This is a genomic window from Nonomuraea sp. NPDC049269 (assembly GCF_043197155.1).
Taxonomy (GTDB): domain Bacteria; phylum Actinomycetota; class Actinomycetes; order Streptosporangiales; family Streptosporangiaceae; genus Nonomuraea.
This window is the reverse complement of the sequence record NZ_JBICSO010000002.1, coordinates 652,178-673,503: the sequence shown is the minus strand read 5'-3', so window position 1 is coordinate 673,503 and position 21,326 is coordinate 652,178. Positions and strand designations below refer to the sequence as shown.

Below are 21,326 nucleotides of genomic sequence, written 5' to 3'. Positions count from 1 at the left end.
GCTCGATGCTCACGCGTACGACCTCCTCTGGTCGGGCGCGGGAATCGTGGCGCCGCGGTATTCGACCGGGATGCCGCCGAGCGGATAGTCCTTGCGCTGCGGGTGGCCGTCCCAGTCGTCCGGCATCATGATGCGGGTCAGGCCGGGGTGGCCGTCGAAGATGATCCCGAAGAAGTCCCACGCCTCGCGCTCGTGCCAGTCGTGGCCCGGGTAGACGCCGACGGTCGAGGGAATGTGCGGGTCCTCGTCGGGGGCGCTCGTCTCGACGCGGACGCGCCGGTTGTGGGTGATCGAGCAGAGGTGGATGACCGAGTGCAGCTCCTCACCCTTCAGGTGCGGGTAGTGCACACCGGAGACGCCGAGCGAGAGCTCGAACCGCAGGGCGGGCTCGTCGCGGAGCTTCTGGCACACCTCGACGAGCCGCTCCCGCTTCACGTGCAGGGTCAGCTCGCCCCGGTCGACGACCACCCGCTCGATGGCGTCGTCCATGGCCAGCGTGTCGACCAGCTCGTCGAAGTAGCCACCGTACGGGCGGGGCGTGGAGAGCTGGGGTGCCCGCCGTACGACGAGGCCGCCGTAACCGGAGGTGTCACCCGTGCCGGTCGCGCCGAACATGCCGCGCCGGGCCACGGGCGGCTCGGGGACCGCCGGCACCTCGGGGACCTCGGCGTTGGTGGGGACCTCGGGGAGGTTGTCGGGCGAGGTCACTTCGCGGCCCCCTGGTCGATCAGCGGCAGCGTACGCAGCGCCTGCAGTTCGAGCTCGTCGATCTGCTTGGCGCGGTGGGCGCCGAACTTCATGTTCTGGATCTTGTCGTGCAGCTTCACGATCGCGTCGATCAGCATCTCCGGCCGCGGCGGGCAGCCGGGCAGGTAGATGTCGACCGGGACGATGTGGTCCACGCCCTGCACGATGGCGTAGTTGTTGAACATGCCGCCGCTCGAGGCGCACACGCCCATCGAGATGACCCACTTGGGCTCGGCCATCTGGTCGTAGATCTGCCGCAGGACGGGAGCCATCTTCTGTGACACGCGTCCGGCGACGATCATCAGGTCGGCCTGGCGAGGAGACGCCGAAGCGCGCTCCATGCCGAAGCGCGCCAGGTCGTAGTGGGGGCCACCGGTGGCCATCAGCTCGATGGCGCAACAGGCGAGGCCGAACGTGGCCGGCCATACGGAGTTCTTGCGCGCCCAGCCCGCGGCCTGCTCGACCGTGCTGAGGATGAACCCGCTGGGGAGTTTCTCTTCAAGTCCCATTTCTAGTCCCAGTCCAGACCCTTGCGGCGCCACACGTACGCGTAGGCCACGAGCACGGTGACGATGAACAGCAGCATCTCGACAAGCGCGAACACCCCGAGGCCCGAGGAGAGCACGCTGCCCGCGTCGTTCTTCAGCGGCGCGAAGGAGACAGCCCAGGGGTAAAGGAAAATGATCTCGATGTCGAACACGATGAAGAGCATCGCGGTGATCATGTATTTCAGCGGGAACCGTCCGCCACCGACCGGCTGGGGCGTCGGCTCGATGCCGCATTCGTATGCGTCAAGCTTGGCGCGGTTCCAGCGCTTGGGACCGGTGAAGGGAGCGATGGCGACCGAGAAGATCGCGAAGCCCCCCGCGAGAACGGCGAGCACCAGGATGGGCACGTAAAGGTCCATCGCTACGCCTCCTCTGGAGTCGCCACGCGCGCGGGCGCGCAGCCTGATCTATGACTTTGCCGGGTGAGTGTGAGGTTCATGCTGGTGGCGCGACCTTCGAGAGTGCGTTTATGATCTTGTCCGACGCATCGCCTCGCCGGTCGGTGAGATTACCAAGGAGTTTGAGCGCGAAGCGCATCAGCCTCGGGTGTGGCAACCCGTGCCGCGTTCCGAAGCTCATCACCCCTGGCTTCCCGATCGCCTCGACGAACCACCGGCCAAGCGTGAAATATCCGCCGTAGGCGTCCTTCAACACTTGAGGATAGGTGCGCAGGATCCGTTCCTGCTGCGCGGGGGTGGTCCCGCGCAGCGCCTTGACGATGGTCTCGGCGGCGATCTCGCCGGTCTCCATGGCGTACGCGATGCCCTCGCCGTTGAACGGGTTGATCGCCCCGCCGGAGTCGCCGACGAGCACGAGGCCGCGGGTGTAGTGGGGCTGGCGGTTGAAGGCCATCGGGAGCGCGGCGCCGCGGATCGGGCCCGTCATGTTCTCCTCGGTGAAGCCCCACTCCGCGGGCATCGCCTTGCACCAGCGCTTGAGCAGATCGCGGTAGTCGATGCTCTTGAACTGGTCGCTGGTGTTGAGCAGGCCCAGCCCCACGTTCGCGGTGCCGTCGCCGACGCCGAACACCCAGCCGTAGCCGGGCAGCAGCGTGTCGCCGTCCCACAGCTCCAGCCACGTCTCCAGGTAGTCGTCGTCGTGGCGCGGGCTCTCGAAATAGGTCCGTACGGCCACGCCCATCGGGCGGTCCTCGCGCTTGTGCAGCCCCATGCCCAGGGCCAGCCGGGTGCTGTTGCCGTCGGCGGCCACCACCAGACGGCCGCGGTAGGTCACCCCGTCCTTGGTCGTCACCCCGACCACATGACCGCTGCGGTCGTCGAGCACGGGGCCGGTGACGTTCACGCCCTCCATCAGCCGCACCCCGGCCTTGACGGCGTTGGCGGCGAGGATCTGGTCGAAGTCCTGGCGCGTGCGTACGAGGCCGAAGTCGGGGAAGCGGTCGAGTTTCGGCCAGTCGAGCTCGAACCGGTGCCCGCCACCCACCACCCGCAGGCCCTTGTTCCTGATCCAGCCGGGCGCGTCGATGTCGACACCCATGTTGAGCAACTGCTTGACCGCTCTGGGGGTCAGGCCGTCGCCGCAGACCTTCTCGCGGGGGAACTTCGTCTTCTCCAGGAGCAGCACGTCGAACCCGGCGAGAGCGAGGTAAAAGGCGGTTGCGGAACCGGCGGGACCGGCGCCGACGACGATGACGTCGGCGTCAGCCTGCATGGCTGCTGGCACGGTCACTGGACTGTCCTGTCCTACACGCTCGAAGGCCTCGGGGTGTGGCGCCTTCGTTCTCTTGTGAACCCCTTCACAAACTTGTCGGCCCGCAGTCTAACGCTTTTCCTGGACAAAGTGTCAGCCGGGGGGCGGTCTTCGCACGAACGAAAACCCTCCGTCGGAGACGAAGGGCCCTGGGTGGTCGCCACGGGGAGATCAGACCTCGAACTCGCGGACGTGCACCGGGCGGACTCCTTCGTAGCGTCACGGATATATCGGAGCCTATCGTGCCGAATGTGACGTGCGTTACAACGACGGCGCCGAGCACTGTCACACTCCGTAACCGAAACGCTACACCAGCCCGCCCGCGAATTACCTGGAACCATCCCCGCCCGGAGCCGCGTCGGCCCGAACAACGGCTAATTCCCGCGATAAGCGCTATCTCCCGGCGGTGATATCCGCAAGGCCGGCCCGAGAAGCATTAATGGCGACTCAGACGGGCTTGAACCCCCTGTGCACCGCGACGATGCCCATGGTGAGATTGCGCCACGCCACCCGCTCCCAGCCGGCTTCCTGAATGGTGCGCGCGAGCGTCGGCTGGTCGGGCCAGTCCCTGATCGACTCGGCCAGATAGGCATAGGAGTCGTCGTTAGACCCGAAGACCGTGGCCACCCGCGGCAGCAGCTTCATCAGGTATTCGCGGTAGACCAGGTCGAAGGCGCCGACCGTCACGTGCGAGAACTCCAGGATCACCAGCCGGCCGCCCGGCTTCGTCACGCGCAGCATCTCCCGCAACGCCTGCGCGGTGTCGTGCACGTTGCGCAGCGCCACCGAGATCGTCACCGCGTCGAAGGCGTCGTCGGCGAACGGCAGCCGCAGCGCGTCGCCCGCGATGAACGGGACCCCCGCCCCGCTCAGCGCGTTGCCACCGTGCCGGCGCACCCCTGTGCGCAGCATCCCGAGGGAGAAGTCCGAGGCGATCGCGCGGGCGCCGAGCGTGGTGAACGCGTCGGTGGACGTGCCGGTGCCGGCTCCCAGGTCGAGCACGATCTCGCCGGGCCCGGCGTCGACGGCGGCGGCCACCGCCTTGCGCCAGAACCGCACCTGTCCCAGGGAGATCACATCGTTGACCAAGTCATAGCGCCGGGCCGTGCGATCGAACATCGCGGCGACCTGATCCGGCTGCTTGTCCAGTTGAGCACGCGTCATGGCCCAAGCCTATGACCATCGCGACAATCGACGGAAAGTAGCCGCATGATTACCCACCGTCTGCTAGAAATTGCCGAATGTTTGTACGTGTCGCCCTCGCGGCGATCATCGCCACGGCCCCCGTCGCGCACCCGCGCGTCGTGTCGGCCGACCCGGTCGACACCACCCCGCACGTGCTCGACGGGATCGTCAACTCCATCACCCTGGTCGGCGGCACCGTCGTCGTGGGCGGCTCGTTCAGCGAGGTCGCCGACGCCTCGCGGACCCACACCTACACCCGCGACAACGTCTTCGCCTACAGCCTCGCCACGGGACACATCCTGCGCTACTTCGCACCGCAGGTCGACGGGACCGTCTACAGCCTGGCCCCCGGCGACGGCGGCACGGTCTACGTCGGCGGCGACTTCTCCTCGGTCGGCGAGACGCAGGCCACGGCTCTGACCAAGCTCAACCTCATCGACGGGTCGGTCATAAAGGACTTCGCGCCCGGCGTCTCCGGCGGGACGGTGACCACGCTGGCCAGGCGCGGCGGGCAGCTCTACGCGGGCGGCGACTTCACCCGGCCGCGCACGGCCCTGGCCAGGCTCGACGCGTCGAGCGGCGCGGCCGACCCAAGGTTCACGATCACACCGGGGACGCCGCTGGCGCCCAGGGTGAAGGTCTACGCGCTCGCCGTGACCGCCGAACGGCTCGCGGTCGACGGCAACTTCACCACGCTCGACGGGCTGTCGCGACCGCAGCTCGGGCTGATCGACGTCCGCGGTGGAGGGGCCAAGGTGGCCGACTGGCGGACCGAGGCGTACGTCCCCAAATGCATGGAGGCCTTCCCCTCCTACGTACGCGGCCTGGATTTCGCGCCCGACGGCAGCTATTTCGCCGTCGTCACCACTGGCGGCCCGATAGGCGGCAAGCGGCTGTGTGACAGCACGGCCAGATTCGAGACGTACGGCAGCGGCGAGCGAATCACACCCACCTGGGTCAACAAGACCGGCGGCGACTCGCTCTACGCGGTGGCGGTGACCGGTGCGGCGATCTACGTCGGCGGGCACCAGCGGTGGCTGAACAATCCACTGGGCCACGACTCAGCCGGGCCGGGAGCGGTGCCCCGCGAGGGCATCGGTGCCATTCATCCGAGCACCGGAATGGCGCTGACTTGGAATCCTGGCAGGGAGCGCGGCATCGGGGTCAAGGCATTTCTGGTGTACAGCGGTGGACTACTCGTTGGTAGTGACACAACTCGACTCGGACGGGAGTACCATGCCCGGATTGGCATGTTCCCCCTGCCCTAGTCGCTCTGTGGCTTGGGTCGGTCGATCTTGTCGCTGATGCGTGTGCTTACGGCGTCACGCTGCTTCGACAGCAAGACGTAGCTGGCTATGCCACTGATCAAGAAAGTCACGATGATCAGCACCAGTGGATTTTGCAGGCCAAGCAGGCGCAGGACACCTAGCGTCACGACAAACAGACCGATCCGCGACGCGGTGTAAACGAGAACGGGATGCACAGGATCGAGGTTACTCGCCCTGTGTGGACGGTCGCTCTTCGCATCGGGCGCGGGCACTGCTAGTGTTCCCAGTTAGGATGTTTCGTAAAGAAACACCCACGAGAGCCCCAAAGAGGCTCTATCATATAACAATCGGGCAGTCAGCTGATAACAACCCGTGATCTTTGTCGAAAACCACGGATAAATCAGGCTTCGCTCGACACACTGGTTACCTGTCCGCCCGCTGGCAGGAAGCGGGATGCGAGGGGGAGAGATTGGTGGAGAGTAGCAGCGAGCGTCTGCTGACCCCAGGAGAGGTTGCCGCCCTCTTCCGGGTAGACCCAAAGACGGTTACACGCTGGGCCGCGGCAGGCCGCATCAGCAGTATCCGCACCCCCGGAGGGCATCGGCGGTTCCGCGAGTCGGAAGTGCACGCCCTTCTTAGAGGCGAGGACGTTCTAACGGCCGAGCGGTCGGCCGAGTCCCCGCGTTTTTGACGTTCCATCAGACGGTGGTCCTGCATGCAGGATCGCCGTCTCCCCCTGCCCAGGAAACGCCGGCTGAGCATCTCCCGGGGCCCTGGCACGGGGTCGGCCGCCGCCACGGCCCTAGGCGTCTTCCTGTTCGGCCTTGAAGGCCAGGAACTCCTGCTCCAGGTCGTCGTTGTCCGTCAGCCAGCGCTCCCGGCGTTCCGCCGCCTCCTCCTCCGTCAGGGACTCCGGTAGCCACGTGTCGTAGTCGGGATCGCCGGGTTCGAGTTCCACGTACGCGTTGCCGATGAGACGCCCGTCTTCGCTGGTCAGGCTCTGCGGCACGCGCAGGGTCCCGTCAGCGAGCCGGATGACGTACATGGCTGATCACCTAGATTCCGTAGCGCCGGTTGAAGAACAGCATGACGTTGAGCGCGGTGCGGGTGTCACCGCCCAGCATGTCGACGAGCGCCGGTCGCTGGCGCGAGGCGATCGCGGCGAACGCGTCGGCGAAGAACTCCTTGCGCCCCAGCCCGCCACCCTGGCGATGGAAGGCGGAGACCAGGAGCGGCGTGATCTCCTCGTACAGCGTCGCGAACTCCCGGGAGTCGGACACCCAGTCTCCGTAAGCCGAGTCGACGTCGTCGATGGCGTGCCCGACCTCGTGCATCATCACGTCGGGCGTGGGCGAGGGGCGGTCACCCACCACGATCTTCCCGTCGCCGTAGGCTCCGGCGCAGATGTCCCACGAGGCCCGGCCGGACGGCAGCGGGGCGCCGCGCAGGTAACCCATGTCGTCCAGGTCCGGCACCCCGCCCGGGCCGACATAGATGCCTTCGAGGCCCTCGGCGAGCTTCGCCTTCAGCAGGTCGGGCAGCCTGGCCAGGCTCTCCACGGCCCGTACGACCTCCCGCGACGGCGGGCCCTCCCGGGCGTCCCACTGGCGGTGCAGGATGGTCTCCAGCTTGCCGCAGTGCTGCAGGCCGTCGCCGATCGAGGGGGCGTCGGGGCGGTTGGGCTGCGCTCTGGGCGCCACGTCGTCGAGCTCGAAGTCCTGCCAGGTGTACTGCGGGCGGTCGACCACCGCCGCCGACAACCGCTGCTCCCCCGCCTCCCACCGCCGCGGCTCCCCGGCCTCGGCGGCGTCCCACTGCTGGAACTCCCCGCCCTCCTGCCGCCCGCGTCGATCGCGCCCGCCCCAGGACCACCTGTCGGAATCTCCGCCGCCGGCCTGGCGCCGCTCCCGGCCCACCCAGCCGAACAACGCGAAACTCCCCTCGCTCCCGATCGAGTCCCGCCCGGCGGGCTCCCGGCCCGGCCATCCGCGTCCCATGTGCCCGTACCGTTCGGACACCGGGCGACCCTTGGCCGCGTCTTTGGCACCGGCCCGCCATGGCCACACCGGCCGCCCGGAGCCGTCCTCACGTGCCCGGTCCCGCCGGTTGACCGGCCGTCCGGCCCTGCCGGGGAACGCGTGCCGGTCGTTCGTCCAGAAAGATCGGTCCGCGTCGGGGGGCGCCTCACCGCGACGGGAGAAGAGATACGAGCCGCGCCGCCACCAACGACCCCGCCGATGGCGGCCCTTGTCGTTAGAAAAGGCCATCGCACCCCTCAACGCCGTGGAACGCCCGCGCGCGAGGCGCCGCGATCGGCGGTCCCAGCGGGCGGACGCCGCTGAATCGTGTCCACCGTACGACGTAGGTCTCGCTGGAGTCATCCGAAATGGGACAACGGAAAAACACGATCACGACGCGAATGGCTTACAGTTCGGACATGGTAGGTGTCGTTATCGGCTTGGCCCTGTTGGCCTTCTGGCTGTACACGTTGTTCGACGTCATCACCACGCCGGAGGAAGAGGTTAGGAACGTACCAAAACCACTCTGGGTGCTCGTCGTCACGCTGGTGCCCCTGGTGGGCGGGGCCGTCTGGATGCTCCGCGGCCGTCCCCAGCCGGACCGAGAGGCCTGGCCGGTGACCCCGCAACCGGGCGCCCGCCGGCGGCCGGTCCCCAAGGGCCCGGACGACGACCCCGAGTTCCTGCGCGACCTCGACCGCCGCATGCGCGGCGAGGACGGTTAGCTCACAGCCCCGAGTAGCTGTGCAGGCCCGAGATGAACATGTTGACGCCCACCAGGTTGAACAGCAGGCAGCCGAACGCCACCAGTTGCACGATGGTCGCCGCGCGGCCACGCCATCCCGCGGTGACCCGGGCGTGAAGGTAGGCCGCGTAGGCCACCCACGTGATGAAGGCCCAGACCTCCTTGGGGTCCCAGCCCCAGTAACGGCCCCATGCCTTGTCGGCCCAGAGGGCGCCGGCGATGACGGCGAAGGTCCATACCGGGAAGGCGAAGACGATCGCGCGGTGGGCCACCCGCTCCAGGTCGGCTCGTGACGGCAGCCGTGACGCCCCGTCGCCGCGGATCAGGTAGAGGATGCCCGAGACCCCGGCCAGGACGAACAGTCCGCTCGCCAGGATCGCCGCCGTCACGTGGATGGCGACCCAGTACGAGTTGAGCGCCGGCACGACCGGCCCCGCCGCCGTGTAGAGGACCTTGACCGCGAAGCCGAGCCCCAGGGCGGCCGTCACCATGACGAAGGCGCCGAGGAAGCGGACGTTGTGCCGGAGCTGGGTGCCGAGGAAGGCGGTGACCGCGGCGAAGCAGATGGCCACCACGAACTCGTACATGTTGCCCCATGGCCACCTGTCCACGGCCAGGCCGCGGGTGACGATGGCGAACAGGTTCGCGGTCCAGCCGAGCCAGCCGAGTGCCATGGCCAGCCACCCGGCCTTGGGCGCCCAGTTCGGTGGCTCGACGGCCACCGGCCCGCCGCCGGGCTCCGCGGAGGCGTCCACAGGGCCGCCCGACGAACCGACTCCCACGGGCTGCCTGGCGCGGACGGCGGGCGATTCGGCGCTGGAGCGCCCGAAGGCCAGCTCCAGCGCGAACCCGATCATGGCGGCCAGGTAGAGCAGGACGGCGGCGACGATGAAGAGGTCGCTCACCCCGGCCAGTTGCTGTTCAGCGGGCATCCTTGCCTCCGGCTGATAGGACCTTGACGATGTCGGCGAACTCCTCGGTGAAGCCCGCCGCGGAGCCTTCGGTACGGGTCAGGCCGCCCACTTCGGCCACGCCGTCCTTGACCCGCACCCACACCCGGCGGCGGCGGATCATCAGCGAGCACACGATGCCGGCGACGGCCGCGGCCGCGGCGATCAGGGCGGGCAGCCGCCCCGGGTCGTAGGCGATCTGGAGCGTCATCCACTCCTTCACCCCGGTGAACTCCAGCTTCCCCGCGCCCTTGGGCAGGTCGAGGGATCCCCCGACCGAGAGGGGCGCGTGGCCGGTGCCCATGACCAGCGGTGTGAGCTTCCGCATCACCTCTGGCGGCGCGAGCTCGTAGACGGACTGCGGCTGGCCGGAGCGTACGCCCAGGTCGCCGGAGAAGGCCCCGAGGAGCTGGACCTGGGGGTTGAGCGCGCCGGGGAAGAGCGAGGCCCCGGCGCCGTCGCTCGTGGGCAGGAAGCGCAGCAGGAACCCGAGCTGCGACGGCTGGGCGTCGGGCACCTTGACCACGCAGCCCGAGGTGAGCGAGGGCTTGTCCTCGATCAGGCACGGCACGGGCCCTTCGAAGGCGACCTGCCCCTTGCCGTCGGTGACCTTGAAGACGGGCGCGTAGCCGTGACCGATGAGGTAGGTCTGGGTGCCGTTGATCTCCAGCGGCTCGTTGACCTTGAGCGTGTAGTCGCGCGCGGGCGACCCCGGCGAGTCGTTGACGCTCAGGAAGGCGGAGTAGTCGAGCTCCTGCCCCCTCTTCTCGCCTTCGACCTGGTAGCTCGCCTGGAAGTCCTTGAGCGTGAACGAGAACGGCTCCAGCGACTCGGCCGACACCTGGGTGCCCGGGATGAACCGGTCGTAGGCGGCGACCGTGTTGGCGAAGCCGTCGCCCTCGGCCACCAGCACGTTGCCGCGGTAGCCGTACAGGGAGCCGAACCCGACCGCGACGAGCAGTCCCAGCAGGGAGACGTGGAAGAGCAGGTTGCCCGTCTCGCGCAGGTAGCCCTTCTCCGCGGCCACCCAGCCGTCGCCGACGTCGACGCGGAAGCGGAGCCGACGCAGCCGGCTGGCGGCCTCCTCGACGGTCAGCGGGTCGTCCAGGCGCGAGAAGTAGGGCAGGCGCGACAGGTTGCGCGGCGCGGCCGGTGGACGGCGGCGCAGCTCGCGCACGTAGGTGGCGGTGCGCGGCAGGACACAGCCGATCAGCGAGGTGAACAGCAGCAGGTAGATCGCGGCGAACCAGGCCGAGGTGAAGACGTCGAAGAGCTGGAAGCGGTCGTACCACTCGGCGAGCGCCGGGTCGCTCTGGAAGAGCTGGGCCACCTTGTCGGGATCGACGCTGCGCTGCGGCACCAGCGAGCCGGGCACGGAGGCCAGCGCGAACAGGAAGAGCAGGATCAGCGCCGTCTTCATCGCGGTGAGCGTGCGCCAGGTCCACCGCAGCCAGCCCACGGGCCCCATGCCGGCGGGTCGCTTCTGCCCCTTTTCGAGCTCGTCGACGGTCATCAGATCACCGGCCGGAAAGCGCCGATCAGACCCTGCATGGTGGCGATCATCTCACCCCAGAGGCCGGTCACCAGCAGGATGCCGACGGCCACCATCATGCCGCCGCCGATCCTGGTGATCAGCCGTGAGTGCTTGCGGATGGCGCGGAAGGTACGCAGCGCCTTGCTGTAGGCGAGGGCGGCGGCCACGAAGGGCAGCCCGAGCCCCAGCGCGTACGCCACGGCGAGCAGCGCGCCGCGCCCGGCGCTGCCCTCGTTCAGCCCGAGCGCGAGCACGACGGCCAGCGTGGGCCCGATGCACGGCGTCCAGCCCAGCCCGAACACCACGCCCAGCAGCGGCGCCCCGGCCAGCCCCGCCGCGGGCAGCTTGTGGATGCGGACGTCGCGCATCAGGCCGGGCAGCACGCCCAGGAAGGCCAGGCCGAGCAGGATCGTCAGCACGCCGAGCACCCGCGTGATCTTCTCCGCGTTGCCCAGCATGACCGAGCCGAGCCCGCCGAACAGCGCGCCGCTGAGCACGAACACCAGCCCGAACCCGGCCACGAACAGCACCGTGCCGAGCACCAGCCGCCCGCGCTTGGGGTCCTCGCTCATGCCCGTCACGTACGACAGGTAGCCCGGGACGAGCGGCAGCACGCACGGCGACAGGAAGGACACCACCCCGGCCAGCACCGCGATGGGCACGGCCAGGAGCAGCGAGCCCGAGGCGACGACGTCATTCATCGCGCACCTTGGTCACCGCGTTCATCAGGTCGGTGTACTTGACCGCGCCCAGCGCCCTGGCGGCGATCTTGCCCTGCTCGTCGATGATCAGCGTGGACGGGATGGCCGCGGGCGGCACCGTGCCCTGGAAGGCCAGCGCGACCTTGCCCGGCTGGTCGAAGATGCTCGGGTAGCCGGTCTGCTCGGTGCGTTCGAACGCCTGCGCGTCGGCCTTGCGGTCCTTGAAGTCGACGCCGAGGAACTCCACGCCGCCCTTGGTCTTGGCGGCGACCTCTTTCAGCACCGGCGCCTCCGCCCGGCACGGCCCGCACCACGACGCCCAGAAGTTGAGCACCACGACCTTGCCCTTGTGCGCGGCGAGTGACGCGGTCGCGCCGTCGAGGGTCTCCCCGCTGATCGCGGGAGCGGCCTTGCGGTCGGCGGCACCGAACACCTGCATCTTCCCGTCGCCCGCGACGAAACGGGTGTCGCCGGCCTGTGGCTGGCCGGACTGGTTGGTGCCCGCGCAGCCCGCGACCAGCACGGCCAACAACAGGAGGGTGGTGGACTTGGCGCGCACGGAGGAAGATCTCCTTGTACTACAACCGGTAGAGCTTGCAACTCTACCGGCGAGGTCAGGCGCCCGGGACGGTGGGGCCGGTCGCCAGTGATCCGGCGGGCTCGCTGTAGCCGACGCTCACCAGGCGGTCGCCGTCGAAGGTGAGCGTGGTGACGCTGGCCAGCCCGCACTGCCTGCGCCGTGGGTCGTGCCAGAGCCGGCGGCCCTCGGCCGCCATCCTGATCGACCAGATCGGCAGCTGGTGGCTGACCAGCAGCGCCTCGTGCCCGCGCGCCTCGGCCCTGGCCTCATCGATGATCGAGCGCATCCGCTTGACGATCACCGGGTACGGCTCACCCCAGGAGGGGCGCAGCGGGTTCCAGAAGTAGCGGTAGTTCTTCGGGTCGCGCAGGATCGCCATCCCCTGGCCGACCTTGCGGCCCTGGAGCATGTTGGCGGCCTCGATCAGCCGGTCGTCGGTGCGTACCGGCAGCTCCAGCAGCGCGGCCAGGGGGGCGACGGTCTCCTGGGCGCGTTCGAGCGGCGAGCTGTAGAGGGCGACGATGTCGCGGCCCGCCACCGACTTGGCGACCGTCTCGGCCATCAGCCTGCCGTTCTCGGACAGGTGGTAGTCGGGCAGCCGGCCGTACAGGACGCCTTCGGGATTGTGCACCTCACCGTGGCGCATCAGGTGAACTACGGTGGTTTCAGCCATGGTGTGCCACAGCCTATCCGTTCCGCCTGGTCCGAGATCTCAGGCGGGTCTGTTCGCCGGGTTCCCGCTGGTCATCGGCGCGGCTCAGGCGAGGGCCCAGGCGTTCTCCTGTGTACGGCTGGCGTCGGCGAGCGCCTCGACCGCAGCCCTGATCGCGGGACGGCGGGCCGCGTCGGTCCGCCAGATCACATAGATGCGACGTGACTGCCGGGGCCTGAGCGGCACCACGGCCACCCCGTCGGGCACGCAGTCGCGCCCCAGCCGGGGGATGATCGCGCAGCCGAGACCGGCGGCCACCAGCGCCATCTGGGTCGGGTATTCGTCGGCCATGCAGGAGATCTCGGGCTCCAGTTGCGCGCTGCGCAGCGTGTAGACGAGCCAGTCGTGGCAGACGGTGCCGGGCGAGGAGCTGATCCACCGCTCGTTGGCGGGCAGCTCGGACAGCGCTATCTCCCTGCTGCCGGCCAGCGGATGGTCCGCGGGGAGCACGACGTCGGCGATGTCGTCGAGCAGCGTCGTCCTGGACAGCCCCTCGGGCAGGGCCATCGGCCGGTTCAGCCAGTCCTGGATGACGCCCAGGTCGAGCTCGCCCCTGGCCACGTCGCGCACGATGCGCTCCGGCTCGCGCTCGGAGAGCTGGATGTGCAGGTCGGGATGGCGCCGCTTGAGCGCGGTCAGGGCGGCGGGCATCAGCCCGCGGGTCGCCGTCGGGAACGACGACATGTTCAGCCGCCCCACGACCTCGCCGCGCAGCGCCTCGAAGTCCGCCTCCGCGGTCTCCACCAGTGCCAGGATCCGCTCGGCGTGGTCGGCGAGCAGCCCGGCCGCGTCGGTCAGCCGCACCCCGCGCCCGTTGCGCTCCATGAGCCGGGCGCCGGTCTCGCGCTCCAGCTTGGCGATCTGCTGCGACACGGCCGACGGCGTGACCATCAGCGCGTCGGCCGCGGCGCCCACAGATCCGTAGATGTGCACAGCGTGAAGGGCCTTGAGGCGGTTCAAGTCCAACATGTAAGCCAGTCTAAAGGGTTTAGCGTAGAAAGTCTCGCTTGTGCTTGACTCTTTAGCAGGAGAAAATACATGCATGAGAAACAACAAGGCGCAGAAGCAGCAGCAGACCAGCATCTCCTACCTCAAGACCCTCGCCGAGCAGGCCCGTGACCTGCGCGTCCGCTACCAGAAGCCGGCCGCCAAGTAAGCAGCTAGAGGACCGCCGCGGCAGCCTTGGCGGCTGCCGGCAGCGCGTCGGCGACCCGGCCGAGTGCCTCGTCGTCGTGAGAGGCCGACAGGAACCAGGCCTCGTACGCGGAGGGCGGCAGGTAGACCCCGCGATCCAGCATCGCGTGGAAGAAGGCGGTGTAGACCGAGGTGTTCTGGGCCCGAGCGTCGTCGAAGTTCGTCACCGGCGCATCCGTGAAGAACACCGAGAACAGGCTCCCCGCCCGCTGCAACCGGTGCGGCACTCCTGCCGCGGTCAGCGCGTCGGAGGCGGCCTGGCCGACAGCCAGCGCCGCCGCGTCCACCTTGGCGTAGGACTCGGCGTCGAGGGCGCGCAACGTGGCCAGGCCCGCGGCGCAGGCGAGCGGGTTTCCCGACAGCGTGCCCGCCTGGTAGACCGGTCCTTCCGGTGCCAGGCAGGACATCACGTCGGCCCGCCCGCCGAAGGCCGCCGCCGGCAACCCGCCGCCCATGACCTTGCCGAACGTCATCAGGTCGGCGTCGACCGGGTCGAGGCCGTACCAGCCGGCGGGCGAGACGCGGAACCCGGTCAGCACCTCATCCATGATCAGCAGCGCGCCGTTGGCCGTGCAGAGCTCGCGCAGGCGGGCGTTGAAGCCGTCGAGCGGCGGCACCACACCCATGTTGGCCGGGCAGGCCTCTGTGATGACACAGGCGATCCCCCCGGCGTTGTCAGGTGATGTGAACGCCTGCTCCACCGCGTTGATGTCGTTGTACGGCAGCACGATGGTGTCGGCCGCCGACGCCCCCGTCACGCCCGGCGTGTCGGGCAGCCCGAACGTGACCACGCCCGACCCCGCCGAGGCCAGCAGCGCGTCGACATGACCGTGGTAGCACCCGGCGAACTTGACCACCTTGGACCGCCCGGTGAACCCGCGGGCCAGCCGCACCGCGCTCATCGTCGCCTCGGTGCCCGAGCTGACCAGGCGCAGCTTCTCCACGGGCGCCACCCTGGCGACCATCTCCTCGGCCAGCTCCACCTCGCCCGGCGTGGCGGTGCCGTAGGAGAGGCTGTGGGAGAGCGCCGACGAGACGGCGTCGATGACGGCGGGATGGCGGTGGCCGAGGATCATCGGCCCCCACGAGCAGACCAGGTCGACGTAGCGGTTGCCGTCGACGTCGGTGAGGTAGGGGCCCTGTCCTGAGGCCATGAAACGCGGGGTGCCGCCGACCGCGCCGAACGCGCGGACCGGGGAGTTGACGCCACCCGGCACGATGGCGCGGGCGCGGGCGAACAGGTCCTCGGAGTTCTGTGTACGGCTCACGCGAACCAGGTTAGTCCTGGAATATGACGGTCTAGTCGGCGAGCCAGTCGAGGATGCGCAGCGGGTCGGGCAGCGGGCGGCCGTCAGGCGGGCGCAGCCAGGAGACGGGCTGACCGGTGGGGAGCGTGGAGGGCGGCGCCAGGACGTAGCTGTCGCGGCAGTGCCAGCGCAGGCCCGGATTGTCCTCGATGGTGCCGGGGTCGCAGTCGAGCTGGCAGGACCACCACTCGTCCTCGTCGTCCGGATTGCCGCGCGTGGCCACATAAAACAGAACCCGGTCGCCGTTGGCGGCGACCGGGCCTGAATGCGCTGCGGCGCCGTCGATCCGGGTGAGGGCCGACAGGCCGGTGTCGAGCGGTACATCGAAGACATCGAACACGCGGCCGGTCGGCAGGATCACGTTGGCGTCGGGATCGGCCTGCCACCAGCGCGTGAGCTGGGTGGCGTCCAACGTGGCCTGCACGTTCCAGGCGGGGGACAAGGGGTGCGCGCCCGGGTCGGGACACCCGAGGCGGTCACAGGAGCAGGAGCGGGCGCCTTCGCGCAGCGGGTGGGCACCCGGCACACTCGGCCATCCGAGAGCGGCGTAGCCCAGCACGGAGTCGATCCGTGTCGGGCGCGACCGTTTTCTGGTACGCCGAGCGAGTGGTACCCCCACCATGGTGTCTCCCGTCGAGTCCAAGTGCCTGAAGAGGTCCCGGCTCCTGGCTGCTAGCACACGCGGGACACACCAGCACTTGTCACCTCAGTCTAACGCACGGGTCCCAGGGGCGACGGGAAACCCTCTGGTTCACAGACGTCGTGCCACCTCAGTGGCCCAATAGGTGAGGATCAGGTCGGCGCCCGCGCGCTTGATCGAGACCAGCGACTCCATGATCATCCGGTCGCGGTCGATCCAGCCGTTGGCCGCCGCGGCCTCGATCATCGCGTACTCGCCGCTCACCTGGTAGGCCGCCACCGGCACGTCGACCTCGTCGCGGAAGCGCCTGATGACGTCCAGGTAGGCCAGCGCCGGCTTGACCATCACGGCGTCGGCGCCCTCGGCGAGGTCGAGCCGCACCTCGCGCAGCGCCTCCTCCAGCGGCCCGGCCGGGTCCTGCTGGTGGGTGCTGCGGTCGCCGAACTGCGGCGCGCACTCGGCGGCCTCGCGGAAGGGGCCGAAGAAGGCGGAGGCGTACTTGGCGGTGTAGGCGAGGATCGGCAGGTCACGGAATCCTTCGGCGTCGAGCGCCGCCCTGATGGCCCCGACCTGGCCGTCCATCATGCCGCTCGGCGCGATCATCTGGGATCCGGCCCTGGCCTGGGCGACCGCGATCGACGCGTAGCGCTCCAGCGTCGCGTCGTTGTCGACGTCGCCGGAGGCGGTCAGCACGCCGCAGTGACCGTGGTCGGTGAACTCGTCGAGACAGGTGTCGGCCATGACCACCACCGCATCACCCACCTCCTCGTTCACCTCGCGCAGCGCGACCTGCAGGATGCCCTCGGGGTCGTCGGCCGCCGAGCCACGCGCGTCCTTCACGGCGGGGATGCCGAACAGGATCAGCCCCGACACCCCGGCGTCGGCCGCCTCGTGGGCGGCCTTGCGCAGCGAGTCGCGGGTGTGCTGGACCACGCCGGGCATCGAGGCGACCGGCTGCGGCTGGTCGATGCCCTCCTTGACGAACATCGGCAGGATCAGGTCAGCGGGATGCAGCCTGGTGCCCGCCACCATGCGCCGGACCGCGGGACTGCGGCGGAGCCTGCGCGGGCGGGCGACAGGATATTCGGCACTCACTTGGCTCTCCTTCTGGCGCCTCTGCGGTTCTGCGACGGCCGCCGTGGGCTGTCGCCCGCGGCCAGGGCCGCCTGGCGTTGCTTGGCGCCGTACGCGGCCACCGCGGCGGCCAGGGCGGACGCCGACGGCCTGTCGGCCATGACGTCGACTCGCAGCCCGAACTCCTCGGCGGTCTTCGCGGTCTGCGGCCCGATGACCGCGATCACGGTGACGTTGTGCGGCTTGCCGGCGATGCCCACAAGGTTGCGCACGGTCGAGGAGGAGGTGAAGAGCACCGCGTCGAACCCGCCGCCCTTGATCGCCTCGCGGATCGCGGCGGGGGGCGGTGCGGCTCGTACGGTGCGGTAGGCCGTGACGTCGTCGCACTCCCAGCCTAGCTCGGTGAGTCCGGCGACGAGGGTGTCTGTGGAAATGTCGGCCCGCGGCAGGAGCACCCGGTTGATCGGGTCGAGCATCGAGTCGTACGGCGGCCACTCGGCCACCAGGCCCTCCGACGACTGCTCGCCCGAGGGCAGCAGGTCGGGCTTGACCCCGAACTCGACCAGGGCCCGCGCGGTGGCGTCGCCCACGGCGGCCACCTTCAGCCCGGCGAAGGCGCGGGCGTCGAGGCCGTACTCCTCGAACTTCTCGCGTACGGCCTTGACCGCGTTGGAGCTGGTGAACGCCACCCACTCGTAGCGTCCGGTGACCAGGCCCTTGATCGCGCGGTCCATCTGCTGCGGCGTGCGCGGCGGCTCGACCGAGATGGTCGGCACCTCTTCCGGCACGGCGCCGTAGGAGGCCAGCTGCTCGGACAGGCTCTTGGACTGCTCCTTGGTGCGCGGCACCAGCACCCGCCAGCCGAACAGCGGCTTGGTCTCGAACCACGACAGCTTGTCGCGCTGCCCGACCGCGTCGCCGACGACGATCAGCGCGGGCTCGGTGAAGCCGGCGTGCTTGAGGTCGGCCTGCAGCCTGGCCAGCGTCGAGACGACGGTGTACTGCTCGGTCGTGGTGCCGCTGCCGCTGACCGCGACGGGCGTGCTGTCGGGCTTGCCGCCCGCCACCAGCGCCTTGCCGATCGAGACGGCCCCGGCGATGCCGTTGTAGATGACCAGCGTGCCCTTGCAGGCGGCGTGGGCGGCCCAGTCCTGCTCGAGCGCGGCGTCGACGATCCGGAACTCCGGCAGGCCCGTCGCCGCGGGGATGCCGGCATAGGTGAGCACGGCGGTCGCGGGCGGCACGCCGGGCACGATCTCGAAGTCCACCTCCGCCGCGGCGGCCGCGGCGACCTCCTCGGTGATGGAGGAGAACAGCATCGGGTCGCCCTCGCACAGGCGTACGACGAACTGCCCGGCCTTGGCGCGCTTGACGAGGTCGCCGGAGGTGACCTCCACGCCTTCGCGGCAATGGCGCAGGAACGAGCCGAACAGCTCCTCGTCGAGCGCGACCGCGTCGGCCTTGGCGAGCAGTTCGGCGCCGCGGAGCGTGAGAAGGTTCGGATCGCCGGGGCCCGCGCCCACGAACGCGAGGAACCCGGAGGTTGGACTATCGGAGCTCAACGGGATTGCTCCCCCATCAATCTGTCGGCCCCTTCGGAGATCATCTCGGCCGCGAGGAGCTGGCCGAGATTCACAGACTCGGAAGGAGAGCCGGCGGCGGACTTGCGCACCGCCTCCTGGCCGTCGAGAGAGACGACCACGGCGGTGAGGTTCAGGGTCTGCCCGTCATCGACGGCGAAAGCACCCACGGGGGCCGAGCAGCCGGCCTCGAGAGCGGACAGGACGGCGCGCTCGGCCGTCACCGCGGAGCGCGTCCGCGGGTCGTCGAGCACGCCGAGGAAGGAGATCAGGTCGGCGCGGTCGGAGAGACACTCCACGGCCAGGGCGCCCTGCCCCGGGGCGGGCAGCAGCTCCTCGACCTCGAAGATCTGCGCGATCTCCGCGTCCCTGCCGATCCTGGTCAGGCCCGCCGAGGCGAGCACGACCGCGTCGAGCTCGCCGGCGGTGACCTTGCCGATCCGGGTGTCGGCGTTGCCGCGGATCGGGACGTACTCGAGATCGGGCCGCAGCGCCCTGAGCATGGCGATGCGGCGCGGCGATCCGGTGCCGACCCTGGCCCCGGTGGGCAGGTCGGCGAACTTGGCATGGGCGACCAGCGCGTCGCGGTGGTCGTGCCGGGCGGGGATGGCGGCCAGTGTCACCCGCGGGTCCTGCTTGGTCGGCAGGTCCTTCAGCGAGTGGACGGCGAAGTCGATCTCACCCTCGATCAGCTTGTCACGCAGCGCGCTGACGAACACGCCCGTGCCGCCGAGCTGCGCCAGCTGAGCCTTGGTCACGTCACCGAACGTGGTGACGCCGACCAGCTCGACCGCGCGCCCGGTGCGTTCGGTGTAGGAGTCGGCGACCATCTGCGACTGTGTGGTCGCCATCAGGCTGCGCCGGGTGCCCAAGCGCAGTGTCACAACTCCACCTCCCTGACGGCATCGGGCATCTTCGGATCGAGGTCGAACAGCTCACGCAGCGCTTCGGCATAATGATCGCCTCCCGGGCTGGTGGCGAGCTGTTTGACACGCACAGTGGGCTCGTGAAGCAGCTTGTCGACCACCCGCTGGACGGTCTGCGCCACCTCGTCCCTGGCCTTGCGGTCGAGGTGGGGCATGCGCATCAGAAGCCTGCCCAGCTCGGCCTCGACCACGGTCGCCGCCTTGCTGCGCAGCGCCACCACGGTCGGGGTGACCTTGGCGGCCCGCTCAGCGGTGAGGAACCCGGCCAGCTCCTCGGCGACGAGCCTGCGCACCGAGTCGACCGTGTCGCCCTCCCGCCAGCCTATGCCCGATTCCTGGATGGTCTCCAAGTCGACCAGCGTGACTCCGGGCACCTCGCGTACGGCGGGGTCGATGTCGTGCGGCAGCGCCAGGTCCAGCAGGAACACGCCCCTGCCCGTCATGTGGGCGGCCACGATGTCGGGGGTGACGACGTGCCGCCCGCCGCCCGTGCAGGTGATGACGATGTCGGCCGCCGCCAGTTCTCGGGGAACCGCGGAGAACTCCACCGCCCGGCCGCCGACCGAGGCCGCCAGCCGTACGCCGCGCTCGAAGGTGCGGTTGGCCACCACGATGTCGGTCACGCCCGCGCGGGCCAGCGTGGTGGCGGCGAGCGAGCTCATCGAGCCCGCGCCGACCACCAGCGCCCGGCGCCCGGCCAGGTCACCCGCCAGCGCCAGACCGGCCGTGACGAGCGAGGCGCCCGCCTGGTCGATGTCCGTGTCGGCGTGGGCGCGCTTGCCGACCCGTAGCGCCTGCTGCACCAGCTCGTTGAGGGTGGCGCCGACCGTGCCCTGCTTCTGCGCCAGCGTGAGCGCCCTGCGGACCTGACCGAGGATCTGGCCCTCGCCGACGACCATGGAGTCGAGGCCGCAGGCCATCGAGAACAGGTGCTCGATGGCCTGGTCTTCGTAGTGGACGTACAGGTGCGGTGTCAGCTCCGCCACGGGAACGCCCGAGTGGACGCTCAGCAGCCGACTGATCCCGGTGAGGGCGCCGTGGAAGCGGTCGACGGCGGCGTAGATCTCGACCCTGTTGCAGGTCGAGACCACCATCGCCTCAGAGACGCACGCGTCCTGCTGAACGTCGTGCAAGAGCTTGACGAGCGCCTCGCCGGATACGGATACGCGCTCGAGCATGGACACCGGAGCTGTCCGGTGGCTGATGCCGACGGTGAGAACACTCATTGACTGTCCACGGCCATAAGTGGCCCCCCTGCTTTGCGCTGCTCGTGGAACGCAAGAATCTGCAGTTCTATTGATAGGTCAACTTTACGGACATCCACGCCATCTGGTACAGAAAGCACTACCGGCGCAAAGTTCAGGATGCTGGTCACCCCGGCCGCCACCACGCGGTCGCAGACTTCCTGCGCCGCCATCGCGGGTGTCGCCAGAACCACGATCGAGACTCCACGCCGTTCGATGACGGTTTCAAGGACGTCGATGTGCTCAACATTCAACCCCGCTATGTCGTCGCCCACGACTTCGGGGTCGGCGTCGAGCAGCCCGGCGACACGGAAGCCCCGGGACACGAAACCGCCGTAGTTGGCCAGTGCCCGGCCCAGGTTGCCGACTCCGACGATGGCGACCGCCCAGTCCTGGGTCAGGCCCAGCTCGCGGGAGATCTGGTAGACGAGGTATTCGACGTCGTAGCCGACGCCTCGTGTGCCGTACGACCCGAGATGGGACAGGTCCTTACGGAGCTTTGCGGAGTTGACTCCGGCGGCCATGGCCAGATCCTCGGAGCTGACGGTCGCGACACCGCGTTCGGCCATCCCGTTCAACGCCCGCAAGTACAACGGGAGCCGGGCGACCGTTGCCTCGGGGATCCCGCGGTCACGGGATTGGGACGGGCTCTTCACGTGCCGG

At 69.4% G+C, this 21,326-nt stretch carries 24 protein-coding genes; 3 read left to right on the top strand and 21 right to left on the bottom strand.

The features are described from left to right. Positions 1 to 9 precede the first annotated feature (9 nt). From ACGFNP_RS12880 to ACGFNP_RS12860, 5 genes are all read right to left on the bottom strand, one after another. Positions 10 to 708, bottom strand: a complete 699-nt coding sequence (locus tag ACGFNP_RS12880) for an NADH-quinone oxidoreductase subunit C (protein ID WP_393317881.1) — start codon at positions 706 to 708, stop codon at positions 10 to 12. Continuing rightward, a complete protein-coding gene (locus tag ACGFNP_RS12875; protein WP_219529166.1) occupies positions 705 to 1,256 on the bottom strand; it encodes an NADH-quinone oxidoreductase subunit B family protein in 552 nt (183 codons plus the stop codon). The genes ACGFNP_RS12880 and ACGFNP_RS12875 overlap by 4 nt, the downstream gene beginning before the upstream one ends. A gap of 2 nt (positions 1,257 to 1,258) precedes the next feature. Next, entirely contained in the window at positions 1,259 to 1,654 is a 396-nt protein-coding gene (locus tag ACGFNP_RS12870; RefSeq protein ID WP_214640645.1) for an NADH-quinone oxidoreductase subunit A, read from the bottom strand. Between the two features lie 76 nt (positions 1,655 to 1,730). Then, positions 1,731 to 2,966, bottom strand: a complete 1,236-nt coding sequence (locus ACGFNP_RS12865) for a geranylgeranyl reductase family protein (RefSeq protein WP_358339766.1) — start codon at positions 2,964 to 2,966, stop codon at positions 1,731 to 1,733. A gap of 486 nt (positions 2,967 to 3,452) precedes the next feature. Further along, a complete protein-coding gene (locus tag ACGFNP_RS12860; protein WP_358339542.1) occupies positions 3,453 to 4,169 on the bottom strand; it encodes a demethylmenaquinone methyltransferase in 717 nt (238 codons plus the stop codon). Positions 4,170 to 4,246: 77 nt separating this feature from the next. Here ACGFNP_RS12860 and ACGFNP_RS12855 point away from each other — a divergent pair, with 77 nt between their 5' ends. After that, positions 4,247 to 5,458, top strand: coding sequence for a hypothetical protein (locus ACGFNP_RS12855; protein WP_393317876.1), 1,212 nt, complete (start codon positions 4,247 to 4,249; stop codon positions 5,456 to 5,458). Here the strand turns inward: ACGFNP_RS12855 and ACGFNP_RS12850 are convergent. Further along, positions 5,455 to 5,673, bottom strand: a complete 219-nt coding sequence (locus ACGFNP_RS12850) for a DUF4229 domain-containing protein (protein ID WP_219529163.1) — start codon at positions 5,671 to 5,673, stop codon at positions 5,455 to 5,457. The two genes, ACGFNP_RS12855 and ACGFNP_RS12850, sit on opposite strands and share 4 nt — an antisense overlap. A gap of 257 nt (positions 5,674 to 5,930) precedes the next feature. Between ACGFNP_RS12850 and ACGFNP_RS12845 the strand changes: the two genes are divergently transcribed. Further along, positions 5,931 to 6,149 (top strand): BldC family transcriptional regulator, encoded by a 219-nt coding sequence (locus ACGFNP_RS12845; RefSeq protein ID WP_219529162.1) that lies wholly within the window; start codon positions 5,931 to 5,933, stop codon positions 6,147 to 6,149. A 111-nt stretch (positions 6,150 to 6,260) separates the two neighbouring features. On the opposite strand, the gene ACGFNP_RS12840 is transcribed toward ACGFNP_RS12845, so the two are convergent. Together ACGFNP_RS12840 and ACGFNP_RS12835 are read right to left on the bottom strand one after the other, a co-directional pair. Beyond that, a complete protein-coding gene (locus ACGFNP_RS12840) occupies positions 6,261 to 6,503 on the bottom strand; it encodes a hypothetical protein (RefSeq protein WP_219529161.1) in 243 nt (80 codons plus the stop codon). A 10-nt stretch (positions 6,504 to 6,513) separates the two neighbouring features. Next, positions 6,514 to 7,725: a hypothetical protein gene (locus ACGFNP_RS12835; RefSeq protein ID WP_358339538.1), complete on the bottom strand. Its 1,212-nt coding sequence runs from the start codon at positions 7,723 to 7,725 to the stop codon at positions 6,514 to 6,516. Positions 7,726 to 7,895: 170 nt separating this feature from the next. Between ACGFNP_RS12835 and ACGFNP_RS12830 the strand changes: the two genes are divergently transcribed. After that, complete coding sequence (locus tag ACGFNP_RS12830) at positions 7,896 to 8,201, top strand: PLDc N-terminal domain-containing protein (protein ID WP_358339536.1); 306 nt, start codon at positions 7,896 to 7,898, stop codon at positions 8,199 to 8,201. A 1-nt stretch (position 8,202) separates the two neighbouring features. Here the strand turns inward: ACGFNP_RS12830 and ccsA are convergent, their stop codons facing one another. The 13 genes from ccsA to ACGFNP_RS12765 form a co-directional block, all read right to left on the bottom strand. Then, complete coding sequence (ccsA, locus tag ACGFNP_RS12825; protein WP_358339534.1) at positions 8,203 to 9,153, bottom strand: cytochrome c biogenesis protein CcsA; 951 nt, start codon at positions 9,151 to 9,153, stop codon at positions 8,203 to 8,205. Then, on the bottom strand, positions 9,143 to 10,684 hold the full coding sequence (locus ACGFNP_RS12820) for a cytochrome c biogenesis protein ResB (protein WP_393317870.1): 1,542 nt from the start codon (positions 10,682 to 10,684) through the stop codon (positions 9,143 to 9,145). The genes ccsA and ACGFNP_RS12820 overlap by 11 nt, the downstream gene beginning before the upstream one ends. Next, a complete protein-coding gene (locus tag ACGFNP_RS12815; protein ID WP_358339530.1) occupies positions 10,684 to 11,406 on the bottom strand; it encodes a cytochrome c biogenesis protein CcdA in 723 nt (240 codons plus the stop codon). The genes ACGFNP_RS12820 and ACGFNP_RS12815 overlap by 1 nt, the downstream gene beginning before the upstream one ends. Further along, positions 11,399 to 11,965, bottom strand: a complete 567-nt coding sequence (locus ACGFNP_RS12810) for a TlpA disulfide reductase family protein (RefSeq protein WP_358339528.1) — start codon at positions 11,963 to 11,965, stop codon at positions 11,399 to 11,401. The genes ACGFNP_RS12815 and ACGFNP_RS12810 overlap by 8 nt, the downstream gene beginning before the upstream one ends. Before the next feature lie 55 nt (positions 11,966 to 12,020). After that, on the bottom strand, positions 12,021 to 12,659 hold the full coding sequence (locus tag ACGFNP_RS12805) for a histidine phosphatase family protein (RefSeq protein ID WP_358339526.1): 639 nt from the start codon (positions 12,657 to 12,659) through the stop codon (positions 12,021 to 12,023). 84 nt (positions 12,660 to 12,743) lie between these two features. Further along, positions 12,744 to 13,667: a LysR family transcriptional regulator gene (locus ACGFNP_RS12800; protein WP_358339524.1), complete on the bottom strand. Its 924-nt coding sequence runs from the start codon at positions 13,665 to 13,667 to the stop codon at positions 12,744 to 12,746. 191 nt (positions 13,668 to 13,858) lie between these two features. Continuing rightward, on the bottom strand, positions 13,859 to 15,160 hold the full coding sequence (gene hemL, locus ACGFNP_RS12795) for a glutamate-1-semialdehyde 2,1-aminomutase (protein WP_393317864.1): 1,302 nt from the start codon (positions 15,158 to 15,160) through the stop codon (positions 13,859 to 13,861). 31 nt (positions 15,161 to 15,191) lie between these two features. Beyond that, positions 15,192 to 15,821, bottom strand: a complete 630-nt coding sequence (locus ACGFNP_RS12790; protein ID WP_358339520.1) for a bifunctional DNA primase/polymerase — start codon at positions 15,819 to 15,821, stop codon at positions 15,192 to 15,194. A 129-nt stretch (positions 15,822 to 15,950) separates the two neighbouring features. Continuing rightward, positions 15,951 to 16,934 carry a porphobilinogen synthase gene (hemB, locus tag ACGFNP_RS12785; RefSeq protein WP_393317861.1) on the bottom strand — a complete coding sequence of 328 codons (984 nt, stop codon included), beginning with the start codon at positions 16,932 to 16,934 and terminating at the stop codon, positions 15,951 to 15,953. After that, positions 16,931 to 18,475, bottom strand: a complete 1,545-nt coding sequence (locus tag ACGFNP_RS12780) for a bifunctional uroporphyrinogen-III C-methyltransferase/uroporphyrinogen-III synthase (RefSeq protein WP_358339516.1) — start codon at positions 18,473 to 18,475, stop codon at positions 16,931 to 16,933. The genes hemB and ACGFNP_RS12780 overlap by 4 nt, the downstream gene beginning before the upstream one ends. Further along, positions 18,472 to 19,377 carry a hydroxymethylbilane synthase gene (hemC, locus tag ACGFNP_RS12775; RefSeq protein WP_358339514.1) on the bottom strand — a complete coding sequence of 302 codons (906 nt, stop codon included), beginning with the start codon at positions 19,375 to 19,377 and terminating at the stop codon, positions 18,472 to 18,474. Before hemC ends, ACGFNP_RS12780 begins: the two co-directional genes overlap by 4 nt. Beyond that, the gene (locus ACGFNP_RS12770) at positions 19,374 to 20,645 is read right to left on the bottom strand and encodes a glutamyl-tRNA reductase (RefSeq protein ID WP_393317857.1); all 1,272 of its coding nucleotides are present in this window, start codon (positions 20,643 to 20,645) and stop codon (positions 19,374 to 19,376) included. Before ACGFNP_RS12770 ends, hemC begins: the two co-directional genes overlap by 4 nt. Continuing rightward, on the bottom strand, positions 20,642 to 21,319 hold the full coding sequence (locus ACGFNP_RS12765; protein WP_358339510.1) for a redox-sensing transcriptional repressor Rex: 678 nt from the start codon (positions 21,317 to 21,319) through the stop codon (positions 20,642 to 20,644). The genes ACGFNP_RS12770 and ACGFNP_RS12765 overlap by 4 nt, the downstream gene beginning before the upstream one ends. Positions 21,320 to 21,326 lie beyond the last annotated feature (7 nt).